Here is a 14,576-nt window from a genome sequence, read left to right as displayed (position 1 = left end):
CGAGTACCGGGCCCCGTGGAGTTACACGTCCGGTACGAGGGCGACGACGACCCCGAGAAGTGCTCGGCGCGTCGGCTCGCGAAGTTCGATCACGCCGAGTTACACCGCTCGACGCGGTCGACCCCGCCGGGCATCGTCCTCAACCCCTTCGCGGACCAGGCGCTCTCGCCCGCCGACCGCGAGGGGACCGGCGCGCGCCGCGACCGCCTGATCGCCCTCGATTGCTCGTGGGAGACCGCCGAGCGCGAGGCGTTCGACCTGGAAGGGGTCCACCGTTCGCTGCCGTTCCTCGTCGCCGGCAACCCCGTCAACTACGGCACCGCCTTCCAGTTGAACACCGTCGAGGCGTTCGCCGGTGCCCTGTGCATCCTCGGCGAGCGCGAACAGGCCGAGGAGATCCTCGACCGCTTCTCGTGGGGACACACCTTCCTCGAACTCAACGAGGAACCGCTCGCCCGCTACGCCGACTGCGCGGACTCGGCGGACGTGCTCGCCGTGCAGGACGACTATCTGGCCGACGAGTGATGCGGCGATAAATTACGGCGAGAACGCGTCGTTCCCGGGTTCGGGAACGGGTCAGTTCGACGCGGCGATCGGTCCCAGCACCGGTAGGCCGTAGCGCTCGCCCTGGTAGGCCTTGATGATCAGCAGTGCCCAGCCGACGAACGCCAGCAACCCGATGACGAAGTTTATCGGGAGCGCCAGCAACGCGAAGATGTCTCCGACCACCGGTATCGCGGTGAGAACACCGATGACGATGCCCACGGCGACGTAGGCGCCGATGGCGGCCGCGCCGAACCCGATGCTCTGGATGGCGTGGAACCGGACGAAGTCGTCCTCGTCGCCCTCGAGCAGCAGCATGAGGACGCCGGTCAGCGGCGCGAACGCGTACGCGATCGCCGCCGCCACGTTCGGTTCGAGGTCGGTCCCGCCCGCGGCCGGCCCGGTCATCGAATCGCTCGGTTGCCTGCTGGTCCCCGTGGTTCCGCCGCGCCCGCTGGCCTGTCCGGACCGCTGCCCGGGACTCTGTCCCGCGGTCTGTCCCGGACTCTGGCCGGTAGTCTCCCCGGCGCTCTGCCCGCCCGTCTGTTCATCGCTCTGCCCGCCCGTCTGTCCAGAGCGCGGACTGCCAGTCTGCCCGGAGGTCTGTCCACCCGTCTCTCCAGCGGTCTGGCCCGAACTTCGACCGTTCGCCTGTCCGGAGGAAGACTGCTGTTCGCCGGCCAGTTGACCGCCGGCCGACTGGCCACCCCCGGATTGACCGCCAGCCGACCGACTTTCGGTAGACTGGCCACCAGTCGATTGACCGCCAGTGGACTGGCCGCCCGTGGACTGGCCGCTCTCGGAGGTTCCGTCGACGGTCCGTTCGTCGACCGTTCGCTCCTCGACCGTCGATTCGTCGCCCGTCTCCCCGGGCTGGTCGTCGCCGGTCGAATCCGCGCCGTCGTCGGAGCGTCCGTCGCTCATCGCACTTCCACCCCGGCGTTCACGTCCCGTTCGTGCCCAATCTCCCTGGTTCGGACTTTCCCAACCATGTCAGCAAGAGTGAAAGGCACCCTTTGTAATACTTTCCACTAGCGCGTACCATTCTGGTACCGGACGGTTCGCGCGAGTGACCGCGGCTCTACCCCGATATTGGGGGCCGCTGGCCTGCGGTCGATTCGTCCGGCACGGTAACGCTTTACTCGGCCGGGCAGCACCAGTGGGCATGGAGACGGATCGACTCCGCGAGGCGCTGGAACGCGCCGGCCTGACGGAGTACCAGGCGGCCGTCTATCTGGGGTTGCTCGACCAGGGCACCGCCCCGGTCGTCGACGTCGCCGAGCGGGCCGGCGTGCCGACCTCGCAGGTCTACGACGTGGTGCGGACGCTGGAGGACCGCGGGTTCGTCGAGACCGTCGAACGCGACCGCCTGCACGCGCGGGCGGACGAACCGGGGCAGGTGCTCGACGAGCTCCGCTCGACCGGGGAGCTGCTGGCCGACGCCGCCGACGAGATCGAGGACCGCTGGGAGCGGCCGGACCCCGAGGAACACCGGGTCAGCGTCGTCAAGCGCCAGCGGACGGTGATCGAGAACGCCCGCGCCGCCATCGAGGAGGCGTCGGTCTCCGTCGAGTTCGGCGGCTCGGCAGAGCAGTTCACCGACCTGCGCCCGGCGCTGGAGACGGCGGCCGAGCGCGGCGTCGTCGTCCACGCCCTGATCGGCGGCCCGACGGACGACACCGACGTCGAGTTCGAGGATCTGGACCTCTCGGACAGCCCGATCACCGAGATCAGGCGGCTGGGCAAGCCCGCCTCGTTTCACACGGCCGTCGACCGCCGGCAGGGCTTCCTCTCGCCGAACATCCACGGCGACGAGGAGTACGGCGTCCAGGTCGGCGACGACCTGATGACCTTCCACTTCCACTGGACGTTTCTCACCTGCGACTGGGTCCCCGCCGAGCGGGTCCACCTCGGCGACGAGGACGAGGCCGTCTACGTCAGCATCGAGGAGTTCATCCGCGACGCCGCGGTGCTCCGCGAGGAGGGCGTGACGCTCACGATCACCGTACAGGGCCGGGACACCGACACCAACGATCCCGTCGAAATCCGCGGCGAACTCGTCGACATCCGGTTCGGCGGCCGCGAGGAGCCGGTGACCGAACCGACCTACGACGAACTCGGCGGGACGGTCAGCATCGTCGTCGCCACCGACGACGATGAGGTCGAAGTCGGCGGCTGGGGCGCCGTCTGGGAAGACATCGAGGCCGAGATCGTCCGCGTCGACGGGTTCAGCGAGTGACCGGCCGACGGCGCTACGGACCCCATCACTGGTCGAGAGGACTCACTCGCGATCCCACCGCAGTCCCGCGGGTTCGGCTGGCGGTTCCAGCGGGCTCGCGGGCACGTCGGGGTGGGGATCCGGTGCGTGGTAGGCGCTCGGCGCGATGTCGTTCGGCCCGTCGGGATAGAACGCCGACGCGACGGCGTGGAGGTGCTCGCGCCCGACGCCGAGTTCGTACTGCCCGCCGCCGTACAGCGAAACGTCGCGGTCGAGGCAGTACTCGATCGTGTCGAGGAGATCCGCGACCGTCCCGAACCGCGAGGGCTTGACGTTCAGCCACGACGGTTCGATCGGCAGCGCTTCGACGCTCTCGACGTCCGTGATCGGGTAGTCCCACGAGAGCCGGTCCTCGTGACCCGACAGGACCGGCCGCGTCTCGTCGGTGAACTTCGCGTCCTCGACGACGGCGTCGGGGAACGCCTCCAGCACCTGTCGGTAACGCTCGGGGTCGGCGTCGGTGTCCACCTCGGTTCCCTCGTAATAGCTCTTGAGGTCGAGGATGCGCACGCTGTCGGTCGCCGCGAGGTCGCCCATCAGGTCGCGGGTCCACGCGGCCGTCGGGTCGAGTTTGAACTCCATCGTCGGGTCGACGTCGAGCCACCCGTGGATCCGGTCGGTCGACGGCTCGCCTCCCGTGTCCAGTCGCGTCGAGACGACGAACCGAACGGGGTCGTACTCGCGGTCGAGCGCCGCTGCGAACGTCTCGTCGGCCTGCCGCAGCGCGAGGTCGAGCGCCGCGCTCTCGACGGCCCACCGCCGGTAGTGGCGCGAGGCCTCGCGCTCCGGGGCTTGGGGGAACAGTTCGACGTCGTCCAGCGCCGCGGAGAACTCGTCGAACGTGTACTCGCCGGGCAGGTCCCAGTCGAGCGCGCCGTCGGCTGCTGCGTCCCGTAGTCGGTCGTGGTCCTCGGTGTCGTAGGTCACGTCCTCGCCGCGGCCGCGCTCGCCGTCGCCGCGGAGTTCGACGACGGTCGTCACGCGTGTGAACCCGGCGGAGGTGTCCATCTCGTGGCGGTCGAAGTCGACGCCCTCGACGGTCAGCGGCAGGTCGGCGACGCGGTCGTAGAGTTCGCTCATGTCGCCCAAGTCGAACGCGAGCGAGTTATAACGGGGGTACTCCCCGGGCGTCGGCGCCCGACCGGCCCGGGTCCGGCGGCCGCCGACCGGAGAGGCAACGCTTAAACGCGGCGACGAGGAAAGGCGGGTATGCCCAAGTTCGATCCCGCGGAACGCCGAGAACTCGAGAAGCAGATCTGCATGCGCTGTAACGCCCGCAACTCCGTCGAGGCCACCCGCTGCCGCAAGTGCGGCTACAAGAAGCTCCGCCGCAAGAGCAAAGAGCGCCGCAACGCCTGATTCGGCTCTCGCTTTCTCTCTGCTCTCTACGCGCCGAGCGGCCGCGCCGGTTCTCCGAAAACGATTCGTCAGTAACTGCGCGTTCGACCGGAAACGGTCCACTTCGGCGGTCGCGGATTACTCGTCGGGGTACTTCGGCTCCCGGCGCTCGGCGCGTTCGAGCGCGCGCTCGATGACTTCGCGCACGTCGCCGTCGAACACGCTCCCGTGACCGCTGTACATGTGTTCGACCCCCTCGGGCATCCGGTCGAGCAGGTCCCGGATCGACTCGATGAGCCGCTCGCGCGACTGCCCTTCCATGTCCGTCCGGCCGAAGCTCCCGTCGTCGAACGCGCCGTCGTCGTGGACGACCACGTCGCCCGAGAAGAGCGACGACGCCGAGACCAGCGAGACGTGGTCGTCGGCGTGGCCGGGCGTGTACACCACTTCGCAGGTCTCCTCGCCCACGGCGACCTGGTCGCCGGCGGCGAGTTCGTGCGTTCGCCGCGGATGGTCGCCGTAGGCGTACAGGTCGGCGTCGAAGCGGTCGAGGACGGCGTCCAGCTGGGCGACGTGGTCGCCGTGCTGGTGGGTGAGGACCACCCGGTCGAGGTCGTCGGTGTGGTCGGCGACGACCTCGGTGACGCCGGTCATCGCGCCCGCGTCGACGAGCGTCGGCGTCTCGCCGAGCGCGAGGTAGGCGTTGCACGTGAACGTGTCCGCGTCCTCGGTGACGTTGATGACGTCCATACCCGGCGGATCGACCGCCCAGCGCTTGAGTCTGGTGCCCGCAGTCCGCCAGCCCCAGCGACGACCGACCTAAACTCGACCCGCGATCGGGCCGCGAGATGGACTGTGAGCGGCGCTTGCGCTGAAAAACCGTGTGTCTGAACTATCGGTCGTCGCAATTTTTACCCCTATCGCGGCCCTGTGCTGTGACATGTCCCTCGACAGGCGGCGATTCATCAGGGGCGTGGGTACTGCCGGAGCGCTCGCGCTCGCGGGGTGTACCGGTGACGGTGGCGACGGAACGGCCGGCACCGCAGACGACGGAACAGACGGCGACGGGGGAGGGGGCGGCGGTGACGGCACAACCAACATCGGCGTCGTGTACGCGACCGGCGGGCTCGGGGACGGATCGTTCAACGACCAGGCCGAGACGGGCGTCCAGCGGGCGGCCGACGAACTCGGCATCGAGTACGACGACGCCCAGCCCGACGAGACGACGCAGTTCTCGAACTATCAACGGCAGTTCGCCCGGGAGACCAACCCGAACTACGACCTGGTCTGCTGCATCGGCTTCCTCCAGGCCGACTCCCTGCCGGAGACGGCCAACGAGTACCCCGACCAGCGGTTCATGATCGTCGACGAGACGGTCGACGCCACCAACGTCGCCTCGTACGTCTTCGCCGAGGAGGAGGGGTCGTTCCTCGTCGGCCACCTCGCGGGCGCGCTGACGACGACGGACCTCTCGGCCGGCGCGGGGTCGACGACCGCCGACTCCGCGACCGTCGGGTTCGTCGGCGGGGTCGAGTCGCCGCTGATCCGCCGGTTCCAAGCGGGGTACGAGGCGGGCGTCGCCCATGCAGACGAGAACGTCGACGTGCAGACGGCCTACGTCGGCGGCTTCGACGACCCCTCCGGCGGGAAGGAAGCGGCGCTCTCGATGTACGAGTCCGGCGCCGACATCGTCTACCACGCCGCGGGCAACACGGGGACCGGCGTCTTCCAGGCCGCCCAGGAGCAGGGCAGGTTCGCCATCGGCGTCGACCGCGACCAGTCGGTGACCCGCGAGTCCTACAGCGACGTGATCCTCGCGAGCATGGTCAAACGGGTCGACACCGCCGTCTACCGGGCCATCGAGGCCGTCGTCGACGACACCTTCGAGGGCGGGTCGACGACCGCGCTCGCGCTGGAAGACGAAGGCATCGAGGTCGCCTACGGCCAGCAACTCGGCTCGGAGATCCCTCAGGACGTCAAAGACGCGATCGCCGAGGCGCGCCAGGGCATCGTCGACGGCGAGATCGACGTCCCCGAAGAGCCCTGACACCATCCACCGATGACTGGCCCCGTCGACGCGAGTGACGAGGAACGGGCGGCGACTGCCGACGAACGGACGGCGACTACCGACGAGGAGCGAGCAGACGACGCGGTCCACCTCGACGGGATCACGAAGCGGTTCCCCGGCGTCGTCGCCAACGACGACGTGGACCTGCGAGTCGAGCGCGGGACCGTCCACGCGCTGCTCGGCGAGAACGGCGCCGGCAAGACCACGCTGATGAACGTCCTCTACGGCCTCTACGAACCCGACGAGGGCCGCGTCGTCGTCGACGGCCGGCCCCGGCAGTTCGACTCCCCCCGGAACGCCATCGACGCCGGCGTCGGGATGATCCACCAGCACTTCATGCTGGTCGACCCGATGACGGTCGCCGAGAACATCACGCTCGGCAACGAGCCCGAGCGGTGGTTCGGTCTCGCGGTCGACCGCGAGCGCGCCCGGGAGGAGGTCGTCGAACTCTCGGAGCGCTACGGGTTCGACGTCGATCCCGACGCCCGCATCGAAGACGTCGGCGTCGGCGTCCGTCAGCGCGTCGAGATCCTGAAGGCGCTGTACCGCGGCGCGGACGTGCTGATCCTCGACGAACCGACGGCGGTGCTCACCCCGCAGGAGGTCGAGGACCTGTTCCGCGTGTTCGCGGAGCTGACCGAGCAGGGCAAGACGATCATTTTCATCACCCACAAGCTCCGCGAAGCGATGACCGCGGCCGACGAGATCACGGTCCTCCGCGGCGGCGAGAACGTCGGCACCGTCGACGCGGCCGACGCCTCCCGCGAGCGGCTGGCCGAACTGATGGTCGGCCGCGAGGTCCTGCTCGACGTCGACCGGTCGGCGGCGACGCCCGGCGAGACCGTCCTCAACGTCCGCGATCTGGTCGTCGAAGACGCCCGCGGCGTCCGCGCGGTCGACGGCGTCTCGCTGGCGGTCCGCGAGGGCGAGGTGTTCGGCATCGCCGGCGTCGACGGCAACGGACAGGCCGAACTCGTCGAGGCAGTCGCCGGCCTGCACACCGCGGACGCCGGCGAGATCAGCTTCCGCGGGCGCGACGTCACCGGCTGGAGCCGGCGCCAGCGCATCGACGCGGGCATGGCCTACGTCCCCGAGGACCGGCAGGCCAGCGGACTGGTGATGGACTTCGACCTGGTGAGCAACGGACTGCTCGGCAGTCAGCACGCCCGTTCCTACGCGTCGAACGGGCGGATCGACTGGGACGCCGCCCGCGAGCACGCCGAGGAGATCGTCGCCGACTACGACGTCCGGCCGCCGGACGTGGACGCCCGGGCGGTGTCGCTGTCGGGCGGCAACCAGCAGAAGTTCGTCGTCGGCCGCGAGTTCGCCCGCGACCCGCAGCTGGTCGTCGCGTCCCACCCCACCCGCGGCGTCGACGTCGGCTCGACCGAGTTCATCCACGATCGCATCAACGAGCTCCGGAGCGACGGCCGGGCGGTCCTGCTCGTCTCCTCGAAGCTCGACGAGGTTCAATCCCTTTCGGACCGGCTCGCCGTGATCTACGAGGGGTCGTTCGTGGACGTCGTCGACCCAGACGCCGTCACCGAGGAACAGCTCGGCCTGCTGATGGCCGGCGAGCGTCCCGACGCGGACGTGAGCGTCGAGCGGGAGGGGCCGCGATGAGCGCCGGCGGGGAGCGAACCGACGAGCGGCGAGCGGAGGAGAGCCGATGAGCGGCGACGCCGCCGGCGACGATCCGGACGAGGAGACCGAGGACGACGGGTCGCGGACCGACACGGTCCTCCAGCGCGCTCGGGACTACGCCGTGGGGATGGCAGGCACCTCGGCGGGCGAGCGGGCGCTCATCGCGGTGGCAGCCCTCGCGCTGTCGATCGTCGTCGGCACGGTCATCGTGCTGGTCGGCGGCCTGCTCGCGACCTGTCGGTCGCCGGTGTTCGCGGTCGGTGAGGTGACGCTCTGTTACGACCCGATCGCCGTCTGGAACCGGCTGTTCCTCGGGGCGCTCGGCGACCCGCTGTCGAGCGGGTGGTCGCCGCTGAACGCCCAGTTCGCGGTGACGCTCCGCGAGACGACCATCCTCGTCTTCACCGGGCTGTCGGTCGCGCTCGCCTTCCGCGCGGGCATCTTCAACATCGGGACGCAGGGCCAGCTCGTCGTCGGCGCGCTCGCCTCCGCGCTCGCCGTCCTGTGGGCCGCCCCCGCGTTCTCGGGGACCGTCGGGACACTCGTCCTCGTCCCGCTCGGGCTGGCGGCCGGCGCCCTCGGCGGTGGATTCTACGGCGCGATCCCCGGCGCGCTGAAGGCCTACGCCGACGCCAACGAGGTGATCACGACCATCATGCTGAACTTCGTCGCCGCACTGGTCGTCCGCTACCTCGTGAGCGACCACTTCCAAGACCCGGGGAGCCAGGCCATCCAGACGGAGTCGCTGCCCGAGTACGCCCGGTTCCCCGCCGTGCTATTCGACCCCCGGCTCGACTTCTCGCTGTTCGCGCTGGCGCTGGCGCTGGCGGTCGTCGGCGGCGTCTACTACCTGCTCGAACACACCTCGTTCGGGTTTGACCTCCGGACGGCGGGGCTCCAGCCGGCGGCCGCCGAGTACGGCGGCGTCGACTCCGCCAAGACGGTCGTCGCGTCGCTGACGCTGTCGGGCGCGCTCGGGGGGATCGGCGGCGCGGTGTACGTGCTGATGATCCTCGGGCGGTTCCAGACCGGCGTCCCCTCCTACGGGTTCGACGGCATCACCGTCTCCATCCTCGCCGGGAACAACCCGATCGGTGCGGTGTTCGCGGCGCTGCTGTTCGGCGTCCTCCAGTCGGGCTCGTCGGTCGTCGACTTCGCGACCGACGTGCCGCCGCAACTGGTCGGCGTCCTCCGCGGGCTGATCATCCTCTTCGTCGCCATGCCGGAGTTCTTCCGGTTGATCGGGCGCCGGCTCGAACCCGACGAACCGGGCGTCGCCGCCTCCCCGGGAGGTGCCGCCGATGACTGACCGGAGCGAGCGCCTGCCTGACGGCGGCGTCGAGACCAGCGGGGAGCGCGCGGACGAGGCGTCCGGAGGCGTCAGCGGCCTCTCCGGTCGCATGCTGGTCGCGCTCGCGGCGGTGGCGCTGCTGGCGCTGCTCGGGGTCGCCGCGGTGGTCGCCCCCGAATCGTCCGTCGGCCGGCTGTTTGGCGTGATCGTCTCGACGTCGACGCTGTCGGCGACGCTCCGCCTCTCCGTCCCCATCGTCTTCGCCGCGCTCGGGGGTATCTTCGCCGAGAAGTCGGGCGTCATCAACATCGGGCTGGAGGGGCTGCTTATCATCTCGGCGTTCGCCGCCATCTACGGGACGGACGTCACCGGCTCGCCGCTGGCGGGCTTTCTGATCGGCGTACTCGCGTCGACGGCGCTCGCGGGGCTGTTCGCCGTGGTCTGCATCGAGTTCCGCGCCGACCAGATCATCGCCGGGCTGGCCGTCTGGCTCATCGCGCTCGGGCTGGCGCCGCTCCTCTCGCAGGTGGTCTACGGCGGGCCGAACACCGACAACGTCGACACGTTCGGGACGTGGACGGTCCCGGTCCTCGCCGATATCCCGCTGCTGGGCGCGCTCTTCGACGCCGCGCCGCCGGTGTACCTGATGTTCGTCGCCGTCGCCGCCGCGTGGTACACGCTCAACCGGACCTCCTTCGGCCGGTGGGTCCGCGCCGCCGGCGAGAACCCCCGCGCGCTCGACACCGCGGGGATCGCCGTCTCCCGCGTGCGCTACGCCGCGGTCCTCCTCTCGGGCGTGCTCTCGGGGTTCGGCGGCGCCGCGCTCGCGTTCAACATCGGCCAGTTCAGCGGCAACGGCCCGACGATGGTCAACGGGAAGGGGTTCATCGCCATCGTCGCGTACCTCTTCGGCAACTACAACCCCGTCGGCGCGCTCGCCTCGACGATGCTGTTCGCCGGCCTCGACGCCGTCCAGCTTCGCCTCCAGACCCGTCAGATCCTCGGCGTTCCCAACGCGCTCGTCCAGACCATCCCCTTCGTCGCGGTCATCGTCGTGCTCGCGCTCGTCGGCCGCACCCGCATCCCCGAGGCCGCGGGCGAACACTACGAGTCCGGGGAGGAGTGAGCGTCAGATCCGCGAGACTGCGGCGCCACAGCCGTCGCGCGCCCCGCCGCGAACGCGGCATGGGTTGGCGCACCGAAGTCGGATGATTTTTCATACTGAGTGCCGTTCCCTGTGATATGTCCACACAGTGCTCTCGCGACGGGGCGGTCGGGCGCGGGGACGGAGGCCTCCCCGACGCCGTCCCCGTCTCGCTGGAGCGAACGACGCGGCTCAGCTGGGAACTGGGCGAGCGTATCACCCGGGGCGTCGACGCCACGGCGTCCAGTCGGTGGGAGTGCGTGACCGCGCCGTGGGAACTGACCGTCTTCGACGTGGCCGACCACACCGCCCTCGTCCGCGTCCGGACCCCCGTCGGCCGGGAACTGTTCTTCGAAACCGTCGCCGGCGGCCTCGACGCCGCTCGCGCCCGCCTGTCCGACGATCCCGACTGGGAACCCCGCGACTGAACGCTTCGCTCCGATATTGCGGTACTGGCTGAACCCCGCTTAACGGCGTTTTTCGCCGTCGGGGGCGTCTCTCCCGGCCTGCAAGCACTGGCCGAACGCTTTCGGGTGCTGTCGGCGAATCGGCGGCATGGAGTACGTCACAGTCGACGGCGTCGACGTGCCGGCGGTCGGGTTCGGCACTGCCCGGATGGACACCGACGAGGAGCGCCGGCGCGCCGTCGAGACGGCGCTCGACGTGGGCTATCGGCACCTCGACACCGCCCAGAGCTACGGCAGCGAGCGCGCCGTCGGGGAAGCGCTCGCCGCCTCCGACGTCGACCGCGAGGACGTGTTCGTTACGACCAAACTCTCGGGGGACAACCGGGCCTACGACGACGTCGTCGAATCCACGGGCGAGAGCCTCCAGCGCCTCGACACGGACTACGTCGACCTGCTGCTCGTCCACTCGCCGAACGACGACGTACCCCACGGGGAGACGCTGGACGCGATGAACGAGCTCCGCGACGACGGGTTCGTCCGCCACGTCGGCGTCTCGAACTTCTCGGTCGAGCAGTTGCGCGAGGCGATGGACCTGTCGGACGCGCCGATCCTGACAAACCAGGTCGAGTATCACGTCCGCAAGCGCCGCGACGACCTGCTCTCGCTCTGCGTCGACGAGGGCGTGATGCTGACCGCCTACAGCCCGCTCGCGGTCGGCGACCTGACCGACGACCCGATGCTCGAACGGATCGGCGAGAGAGTCGGCAAGACGGCCGCACAGGTCGCCATCCGGTGGCTGATCCAGCAGCCGATGGTCTCGGCCATCCCGATGTCGTCCTCGCCGGAGCACATCCGCGAGAACTTCGACGTCTTCGACTTCCAGTTGACCGACGACGAGGTGGAGCGGCTCTTCGAACGCGGCGGCCCCGTCGACGCGATCAAGTCGAAACTCGGGTGGTGACCGCACCGCTCCGGATCAGCCGTCCGGTCACAGGTACTCGATCGGGCTCACGGGACAGAACATCGGCGCCTCGGTCAGCAGGTGGCGGAGGGCGCGGAGGTGGCCGCTACCGACGAGAAACAGGACCCGCTCGTCGTCCGCGTCGGCCGTCCGCCAGAGGTGGTGGACCATCCTGACGTTGCGGTCGTACCAGAAAGCGAGCGCGGCCGGGCTCCCGAAGGGCCCGTCCGCCGCCCGGACCCCGCGGTCGAACATGAGGGCGTGGTTCTCTCGGGAGAGGTCCCCGCCGTTGAGCCGCGCGAGGAACTCGGAGACCGTCGACGCGGCGAGCCGTTCGCGTTCCTCGCGTTCCATCTCGGTCGGGTCGGGAAGGTCGACGGCGGTCTTCCGCGTCGAATCGATCTCGCGGTCGGCGAACGGGTCGCGGTCGGGTTCCGGCGGGTGCTCGTCGACGGCGGCCACGCGGTCGTGGTCCAGGCGGTCGGCCAGCCGGAACCCCACCTGGACGACCTCGCTCCGACACTCCGTGGCCGGCTCGTTCCTGTCGGGGTGCGGTGCGGGGAACGTCTCCTCGCAGTCGTACTCCCGTTCGCCCGACCGGTACTCGGCGTAGCGGTCGTTCACTTCGTCGGTCCGGTCCCACGGGCGCTCGACCGCAACACGGTCGGGTCGCCACTCCGCGAGACCGTCGACGAGGTCGCGCAACTCGTCCTGTCGGTCGGGCGCGAGCACGTCGTCGGCTTCGACGTTCACCTCGTCGAGTCCCGGGTTGTCCATGTGGTAAACGCCGAGGAGCATCACGCGGATCTGCTCGGAATCACAGTCCGGCCACTCCGTGGAGGGCGAGTCCGGCGTGCCGTCGCTCATCGCTCGTCGTTCTCGGCCGCAGCCCTTATCGCTGGCGCCGCTCGCCGGTTCTCACTCGATCGGGAACCGGAGGAGCGCACCGATACCGCCGAACGCCTCCCGGAAGCGGGTTCCCCGGTCGGACTCGTCGGGAACGACCACGGTCTCGCCGCCTTCTTCCTCGGTGCGCGCTTCCCACTCGCGGATCTCCTCCGCCGGGAGGGCCGCCGAGCACAGCATCGTCTCGACGGCGCCGTAGTCGAGCGCCTCCGTGGTTTCCTCGGGCCCGTAGACGACCGGGTCGTCCCCGCCGAGGGCGTCGAAGAACGTCTCCAGCGCCTCGCGGGCCGGCCGCTCGGCGGCCGCCTCCAGTTCGTCGCTCGCGCGGTCGACCAGCTGGTGGAGGCCCTGCTCGCCGGCGTACTCGACGGCGTAGTGCCCGCCGACGATCGCGTCGTCGAGCCGGTAGTCGAGGTGGTCGCCCTCCAGGAAGTCGTCGACGGTGACGGCCGTCCCGCCCACGAGCAGGCCGTCGACGGCGAGTGCGCTGCCACCGTCGCCGTCTGTGGTCTCGGTGGCCGTTCCGCCGTCGGCGGCGGCGTCGGCCGCGTTGCCGTCGCCGCCGCCCGCGTCGGCGAGAAACGCCCGTTCGGCCTCGGAGGCGACCTCGTCGAAGAACTCCTCCTTCTGGCGCTCGCGCTCGCGGGCGAACCGCTGGGCGGACTGCCCGCCGGCGCGGGTCTTGCCCATCACCGCGCTCTCGATGGACTCGACGACGGATATCGCCTCGCCGTCGAGCCGGCCGAGGACGGCGCCGCCGCGCTCGACGACGAGCAGGCCGTCGGTCCGCGAGTCGCCGGTCGTCCGCTCCAGCGGCGCGGTGTCGAAGTCCCTGTCGAGCCGGTAGACGGACTCGGCCACCGGGGTCGGGAGGTCGTCGAAGACCCACTCGCGGGTTTCGCCATCGACGGTCCCGACGTACACGACGAGGCCGCGCTCGGGCGTCCCCGACTCCTCGTAGCGGTGGAGCAGGTGTCGCGCCCGCTCCAGCGTCGAGCGAGCGGCGTCGTCCGTCTCCTCAGGGTGGAGGTACTCGGCGTCGGCGTGGGCCTCCTCGACGCGTTCGAGCGCCGCGCCGACCGGCTCGTCGGGCGGCACGGCGACCGTCAGCAGGCGGTCGCCGGAGGCGTCGATCCCGGACAGTTCATCGATTCGGTCGGCGAGTTCGTACGCTGTCGTCATCGGTGAGAGAAGTCCCGACCGGCCCCGCCGTCGGGTGGTATCTCCGATAGGGGACCGGCCCGAAAGGGGCCGAGGCCTGCAAGCGAAAGCACCCACCGGCGCGATGCCGGCCGGCGGAGCGCGGTGGTCACTCGGGTTCGCGAAACGCCACCCGGATCGCCTCCGCACGCGTGGGGCCGACCCCCTCGATAGCGAGCAACTCGGACTCGTCGGCGGCGACGAGCGACTCGACGGTGGGGAACGCCTCGTAGAGCGCCTGTGCGGTCGTCGGGCCCACGCCGTCGATGCAGCCGTACATCCGCTTTGCGACCGGTTCGGCCCGCGACGGCACGGCGCTGGTCGGGAGCGGGCGCGCCGACGGCGCCTCGGCGTGCTTGCGCGCCAGCCGGACCGCCACGTCGACCAGCCGCTCCAGGTCGCCGCAGGGGACGACCGGGACGCCGAACCGCGCCGTGACCGAGGCGGCCGATCCCCGGATCGAGGCCTCGGCGACGCCCGGCCAGTGGGCCTCCAGATCGGCCCACGTCCCCTCGACGAGGACGTAGGCGTGCTCGCAGGCCTCGTCGAGTGCAGCGACCTGCGCTTCGAGGTCGGTACCGGTCCGCCCGAGCGCCGACCCGAGGTAATCGCCGACGGCCTTGCGCTCGAACCCGACCGCCCCGATCACGATGTCGCCCGCGTCGAGGCGGCACACGTCGACCGCCGCCACGTCGGGATGAGCGCGGACCGCAGCGGCGACGGCGTCCGGCTCACGATCGTCGACCAGTGCCGTGACCGACATCGACGGTTCTAGGGGCTCGGTGCGGTTGAACAC

Annotated in this window: 15 protein-coding genes; 9 read left to right on the top strand and 6 right to left on the bottom strand. The window is 70.3% G+C overall.

The window, feature by feature from the left end; all coding sequences use genetic code 11:
• Positions 1-15 precede the first annotated feature (15 nt).
• Complete coding sequence (locus AB2U09_RS12810; protein ID WP_459193114.1) at positions 16-525, top strand: DUF367 family protein; 510 nt, start codon at positions 16-18, stop codon at positions 523-525.
• Positions 526-576: 51 nt separating this feature from the next.
• On the opposite strand, the gene AB2U09_RS12805 is transcribed toward AB2U09_RS12810, so the two are convergent.
• The gene (locus AB2U09_RS12805) at positions 577-1,467 is read right to left on the bottom strand and encodes a DUF4870 domain-containing protein (RefSeq protein ID WP_459193113.1); all 891 of its coding nucleotides are present in this window, start codon (positions 1,465-1,467) and stop codon (positions 577-579) included.
• Between the two features lie 241 nt (positions 1,468-1,708).
• On the opposite strand from AB2U09_RS12805, the gene AB2U09_RS12800 reads away from it, so the two are divergent.
• The gene (locus tag AB2U09_RS12800; protein WP_459193112.1) at positions 1,709-2,782 is read left to right on the top strand and encodes a TrmB family transcriptional regulator; all 1,074 of its coding nucleotides are present in this window, start codon (positions 1,709-1,711) and stop codon (positions 2,780-2,782) included.
• Positions 2,783-2,824: 42 nt separating this feature from the next.
• Here the strand turns inward: AB2U09_RS12800 and AB2U09_RS12795 are convergent, their stop codons facing one another.
• Positions 2,825-3,901, bottom strand: a complete 1,077-nt coding sequence (locus tag AB2U09_RS12795) for a hypothetical protein (RefSeq protein ID WP_459193111.1) — start codon at positions 3,899-3,901, stop codon at positions 2,825-2,827.
• 129 nt (positions 3,902-4,030) lie between these two features.
• Here AB2U09_RS12795 and AB2U09_RS12790 point away from each other — a divergent pair, with 129 nt between their 5' ends.
• Positions 4,031-4,180: a 50S ribosomal protein L40e gene (locus AB2U09_RS12790; protein WP_459193110.1), complete on the top strand. Its 150-nt coding sequence runs from the start codon at positions 4,031-4,033 to the stop codon at positions 4,178-4,180.
• Between the two features lie 117 nt (positions 4,181-4,297).
• On the opposite strand, the gene AB2U09_RS12785 is transcribed toward AB2U09_RS12790, so the two are convergent.
• The gene (locus AB2U09_RS12785) at positions 4,298-4,909 is read right to left on the bottom strand and encodes an MBL fold metallo-hydrolase (RefSeq protein WP_459193109.1); all 612 of its coding nucleotides are present in this window, start codon (positions 4,907-4,909) and stop codon (positions 4,298-4,300) included.
• Positions 4,910-5,099: 190 nt separating this feature from the next.
• Between AB2U09_RS12785 and AB2U09_RS12780 the strand changes: the two genes are divergently transcribed.
• From AB2U09_RS12780 to AB2U09_RS12755, 6 genes are all read left to right on the top strand, one after another.
• The gene (locus AB2U09_RS12780) at positions 5,100-6,206 is read left to right on the top strand and encodes a BMP family lipoprotein (protein ID WP_459193108.1); all 1,107 of its coding nucleotides are present in this window, start codon (positions 5,100-5,102) and stop codon (positions 6,204-6,206) included.
• A 12-nt stretch (positions 6,207-6,218) separates the two neighbouring features.
• Positions 6,219-7,850, top strand: a complete 1,632-nt coding sequence (locus tag AB2U09_RS12775; protein ID WP_459193107.1) for an ABC transporter ATP-binding protein — start codon at positions 6,219-6,221, stop codon at positions 7,848-7,850.
• 46 nt (positions 7,851-7,896) lie between these two features.
• A complete protein-coding gene (locus tag AB2U09_RS12770) occupies positions 7,897-9,180 on the top strand; it encodes an ABC transporter permease (protein ID WP_459193106.1) in 1,284 nt (427 codons plus the stop codon).
• 91 nt (positions 9,181-9,271) lie between these two features.
• Positions 9,272-10,288 carry an ABC transporter permease gene (locus tag AB2U09_RS12765; RefSeq protein WP_459193277.1) on the top strand — a complete coding sequence of 339 codons (1,017 nt, stop codon included), beginning with the start codon at positions 9,272-9,274 and terminating at the stop codon, positions 10,286-10,288.
• 116 nt (positions 10,289-10,404) lie between these two features.
• The gene (locus tag AB2U09_RS12760; RefSeq protein ID WP_459193105.1) at positions 10,405-10,734 is read left to right on the top strand and encodes a hypothetical protein; all 330 of its coding nucleotides are present in this window, start codon (positions 10,405-10,407) and stop codon (positions 10,732-10,734) included.
• A 127-nt stretch (positions 10,735-10,861) separates the two neighbouring features.
• The gene (locus AB2U09_RS12755; protein WP_459193104.1) at positions 10,862-11,674 is read left to right on the top strand and encodes an aldo/keto reductase; all 813 of its coding nucleotides are present in this window, start codon (positions 10,862-10,864) and stop codon (positions 11,672-11,674) included.
• Positions 11,675-11,701: 27 nt separating this feature from the next.
• On the opposite strand, the gene AB2U09_RS12750 is transcribed toward AB2U09_RS12755, so the two are convergent.
• From AB2U09_RS12750 to AB2U09_RS12740, 3 genes are all read right to left on the bottom strand, one after another.
• Positions 11,702-12,541, bottom strand: a complete 840-nt coding sequence (locus AB2U09_RS12750; RefSeq protein ID WP_459193103.1) for a DUF5694 domain-containing protein — start codon at positions 12,539-12,541, stop codon at positions 11,702-11,704.
• A 51-nt stretch (positions 12,542-12,592) separates the two neighbouring features.
• Complete coding sequence (locus AB2U09_RS12745) at positions 12,593-13,762, bottom strand: Vms1/Ankzf1 family peptidyl-tRNA hydrolase (RefSeq protein ID WP_459193102.1); 1,170 nt, start codon at positions 13,760-13,762, stop codon at positions 12,593-12,595.
• 127 nt (positions 13,763-13,889) lie between these two features.
• Positions 13,890-14,543: a helix-hairpin-helix domain-containing protein gene (locus tag AB2U09_RS12740; protein ID WP_459193101.1), complete on the bottom strand. Its 654-nt coding sequence runs from the start codon at positions 14,541-14,543 to the stop codon at positions 13,890-13,892.
• Between the last annotated feature and the right edge of the window lie 33 nt (positions 14,544-14,576).

The organism is Halosimplex yunnanense, assembly GCF_054504345.1.
The sequence above is the reverse complement of the archived record's forward strand: the minus strand, read 5'-3'. Positions and strand labels throughout refer to the sequence as shown.

Excerpts from the sequence above, each read along its gene's own strand:
- AB2U09_RS12795 (WP_459193111.1), bottom strand. The coding sequence starts at position 3,901 with ATGAGCGAACTCTACGACCGCGTCGCCGACCTGCCGCTGACCGTCGAG.
- AB2U09_RS12770 (WP_459193106.1), top strand. The coding sequence starts at position 7,897 with ATGAGCGGCGACGCCGCCGGCGACGATCCGGACGAGGAGACCGAGGAC.
- AB2U09_RS12775 (WP_459193107.1), top strand. The coding sequence starts at position 6,219 with ATGACTGGCCCCGTCGACGCGAGTGACGAGGAACGGGCGGCGACTGCC.
- AB2U09_RS12785 (WP_459193109.1), bottom strand. The coding sequence starts at position 4,909 with ATGGACGTCATCAACGTCACCGAGGACGCGGACACGTTCACGTGCAAC.
- AB2U09_RS12740 (WP_459193101.1), bottom strand. The coding sequence starts at position 14,543 with ATGTCGGTCACGGCACTGGTCGACGATCGTGAGCCGGACGCCGTCGCC.
- AB2U09_RS12780 (WP_459193108.1), top strand. The coding sequence starts at position 5,100 with ATGTCCCTCGACAGGCGGCGATTCATCAGGGGCGTGGGTACTGCCGGA.
- AB2U09_RS12800 (WP_459193112.1), top strand. The coding sequence starts at position 1,709 with ATGGAGACGGATCGACTCCGCGAGGCGCTGGAACGCGCCGGCCTGACG.
- AB2U09_RS12765 (WP_459193277.1), top strand. The coding sequence starts at position 9,272 with ATGCTGGTCGCGCTCGCGGCGGTGGCGCTGCTGGCGCTGCTCGGGGTC.
- AB2U09_RS12745 (WP_459193102.1), bottom strand. The coding sequence starts at position 13,762 with ATGACGACAGCGTACGAACTCGCCGACCGAATCGATGAACTGTCCGGG.
- AB2U09_RS12750 (WP_459193103.1), bottom strand. The coding sequence starts at position 12,541 with ATGAGCGACGGCACGCCGGACTCGCCCTCCACGGAGTGGCCGGACTGT.
- AB2U09_RS12805 (WP_459193113.1), bottom strand. The coding sequence starts at position 1,467 with ATGAGCGACGGACGCTCCGACGACGGCGCGGATTCGACCGGCGACGAC.
- AB2U09_RS12755 (WP_459193104.1), top strand. The coding sequence starts at position 10,862 with ATGGAGTACGTCACAGTCGACGGCGTCGACGTGCCGGCGGTCGGGTTC.
- AB2U09_RS12760 (WP_459193105.1), top strand. The coding sequence starts at position 10,405 with ATGTCCACACAGTGCTCTCGCGACGGGGCGGTCGGGCGCGGGGACGGA.
- AB2U09_RS12790 (WP_459193110.1), top strand. The coding sequence starts at position 4,031 with ATGCCCAAGTTCGATCCCGCGGAACGCCGAGAACTCGAGAAGCAGATC.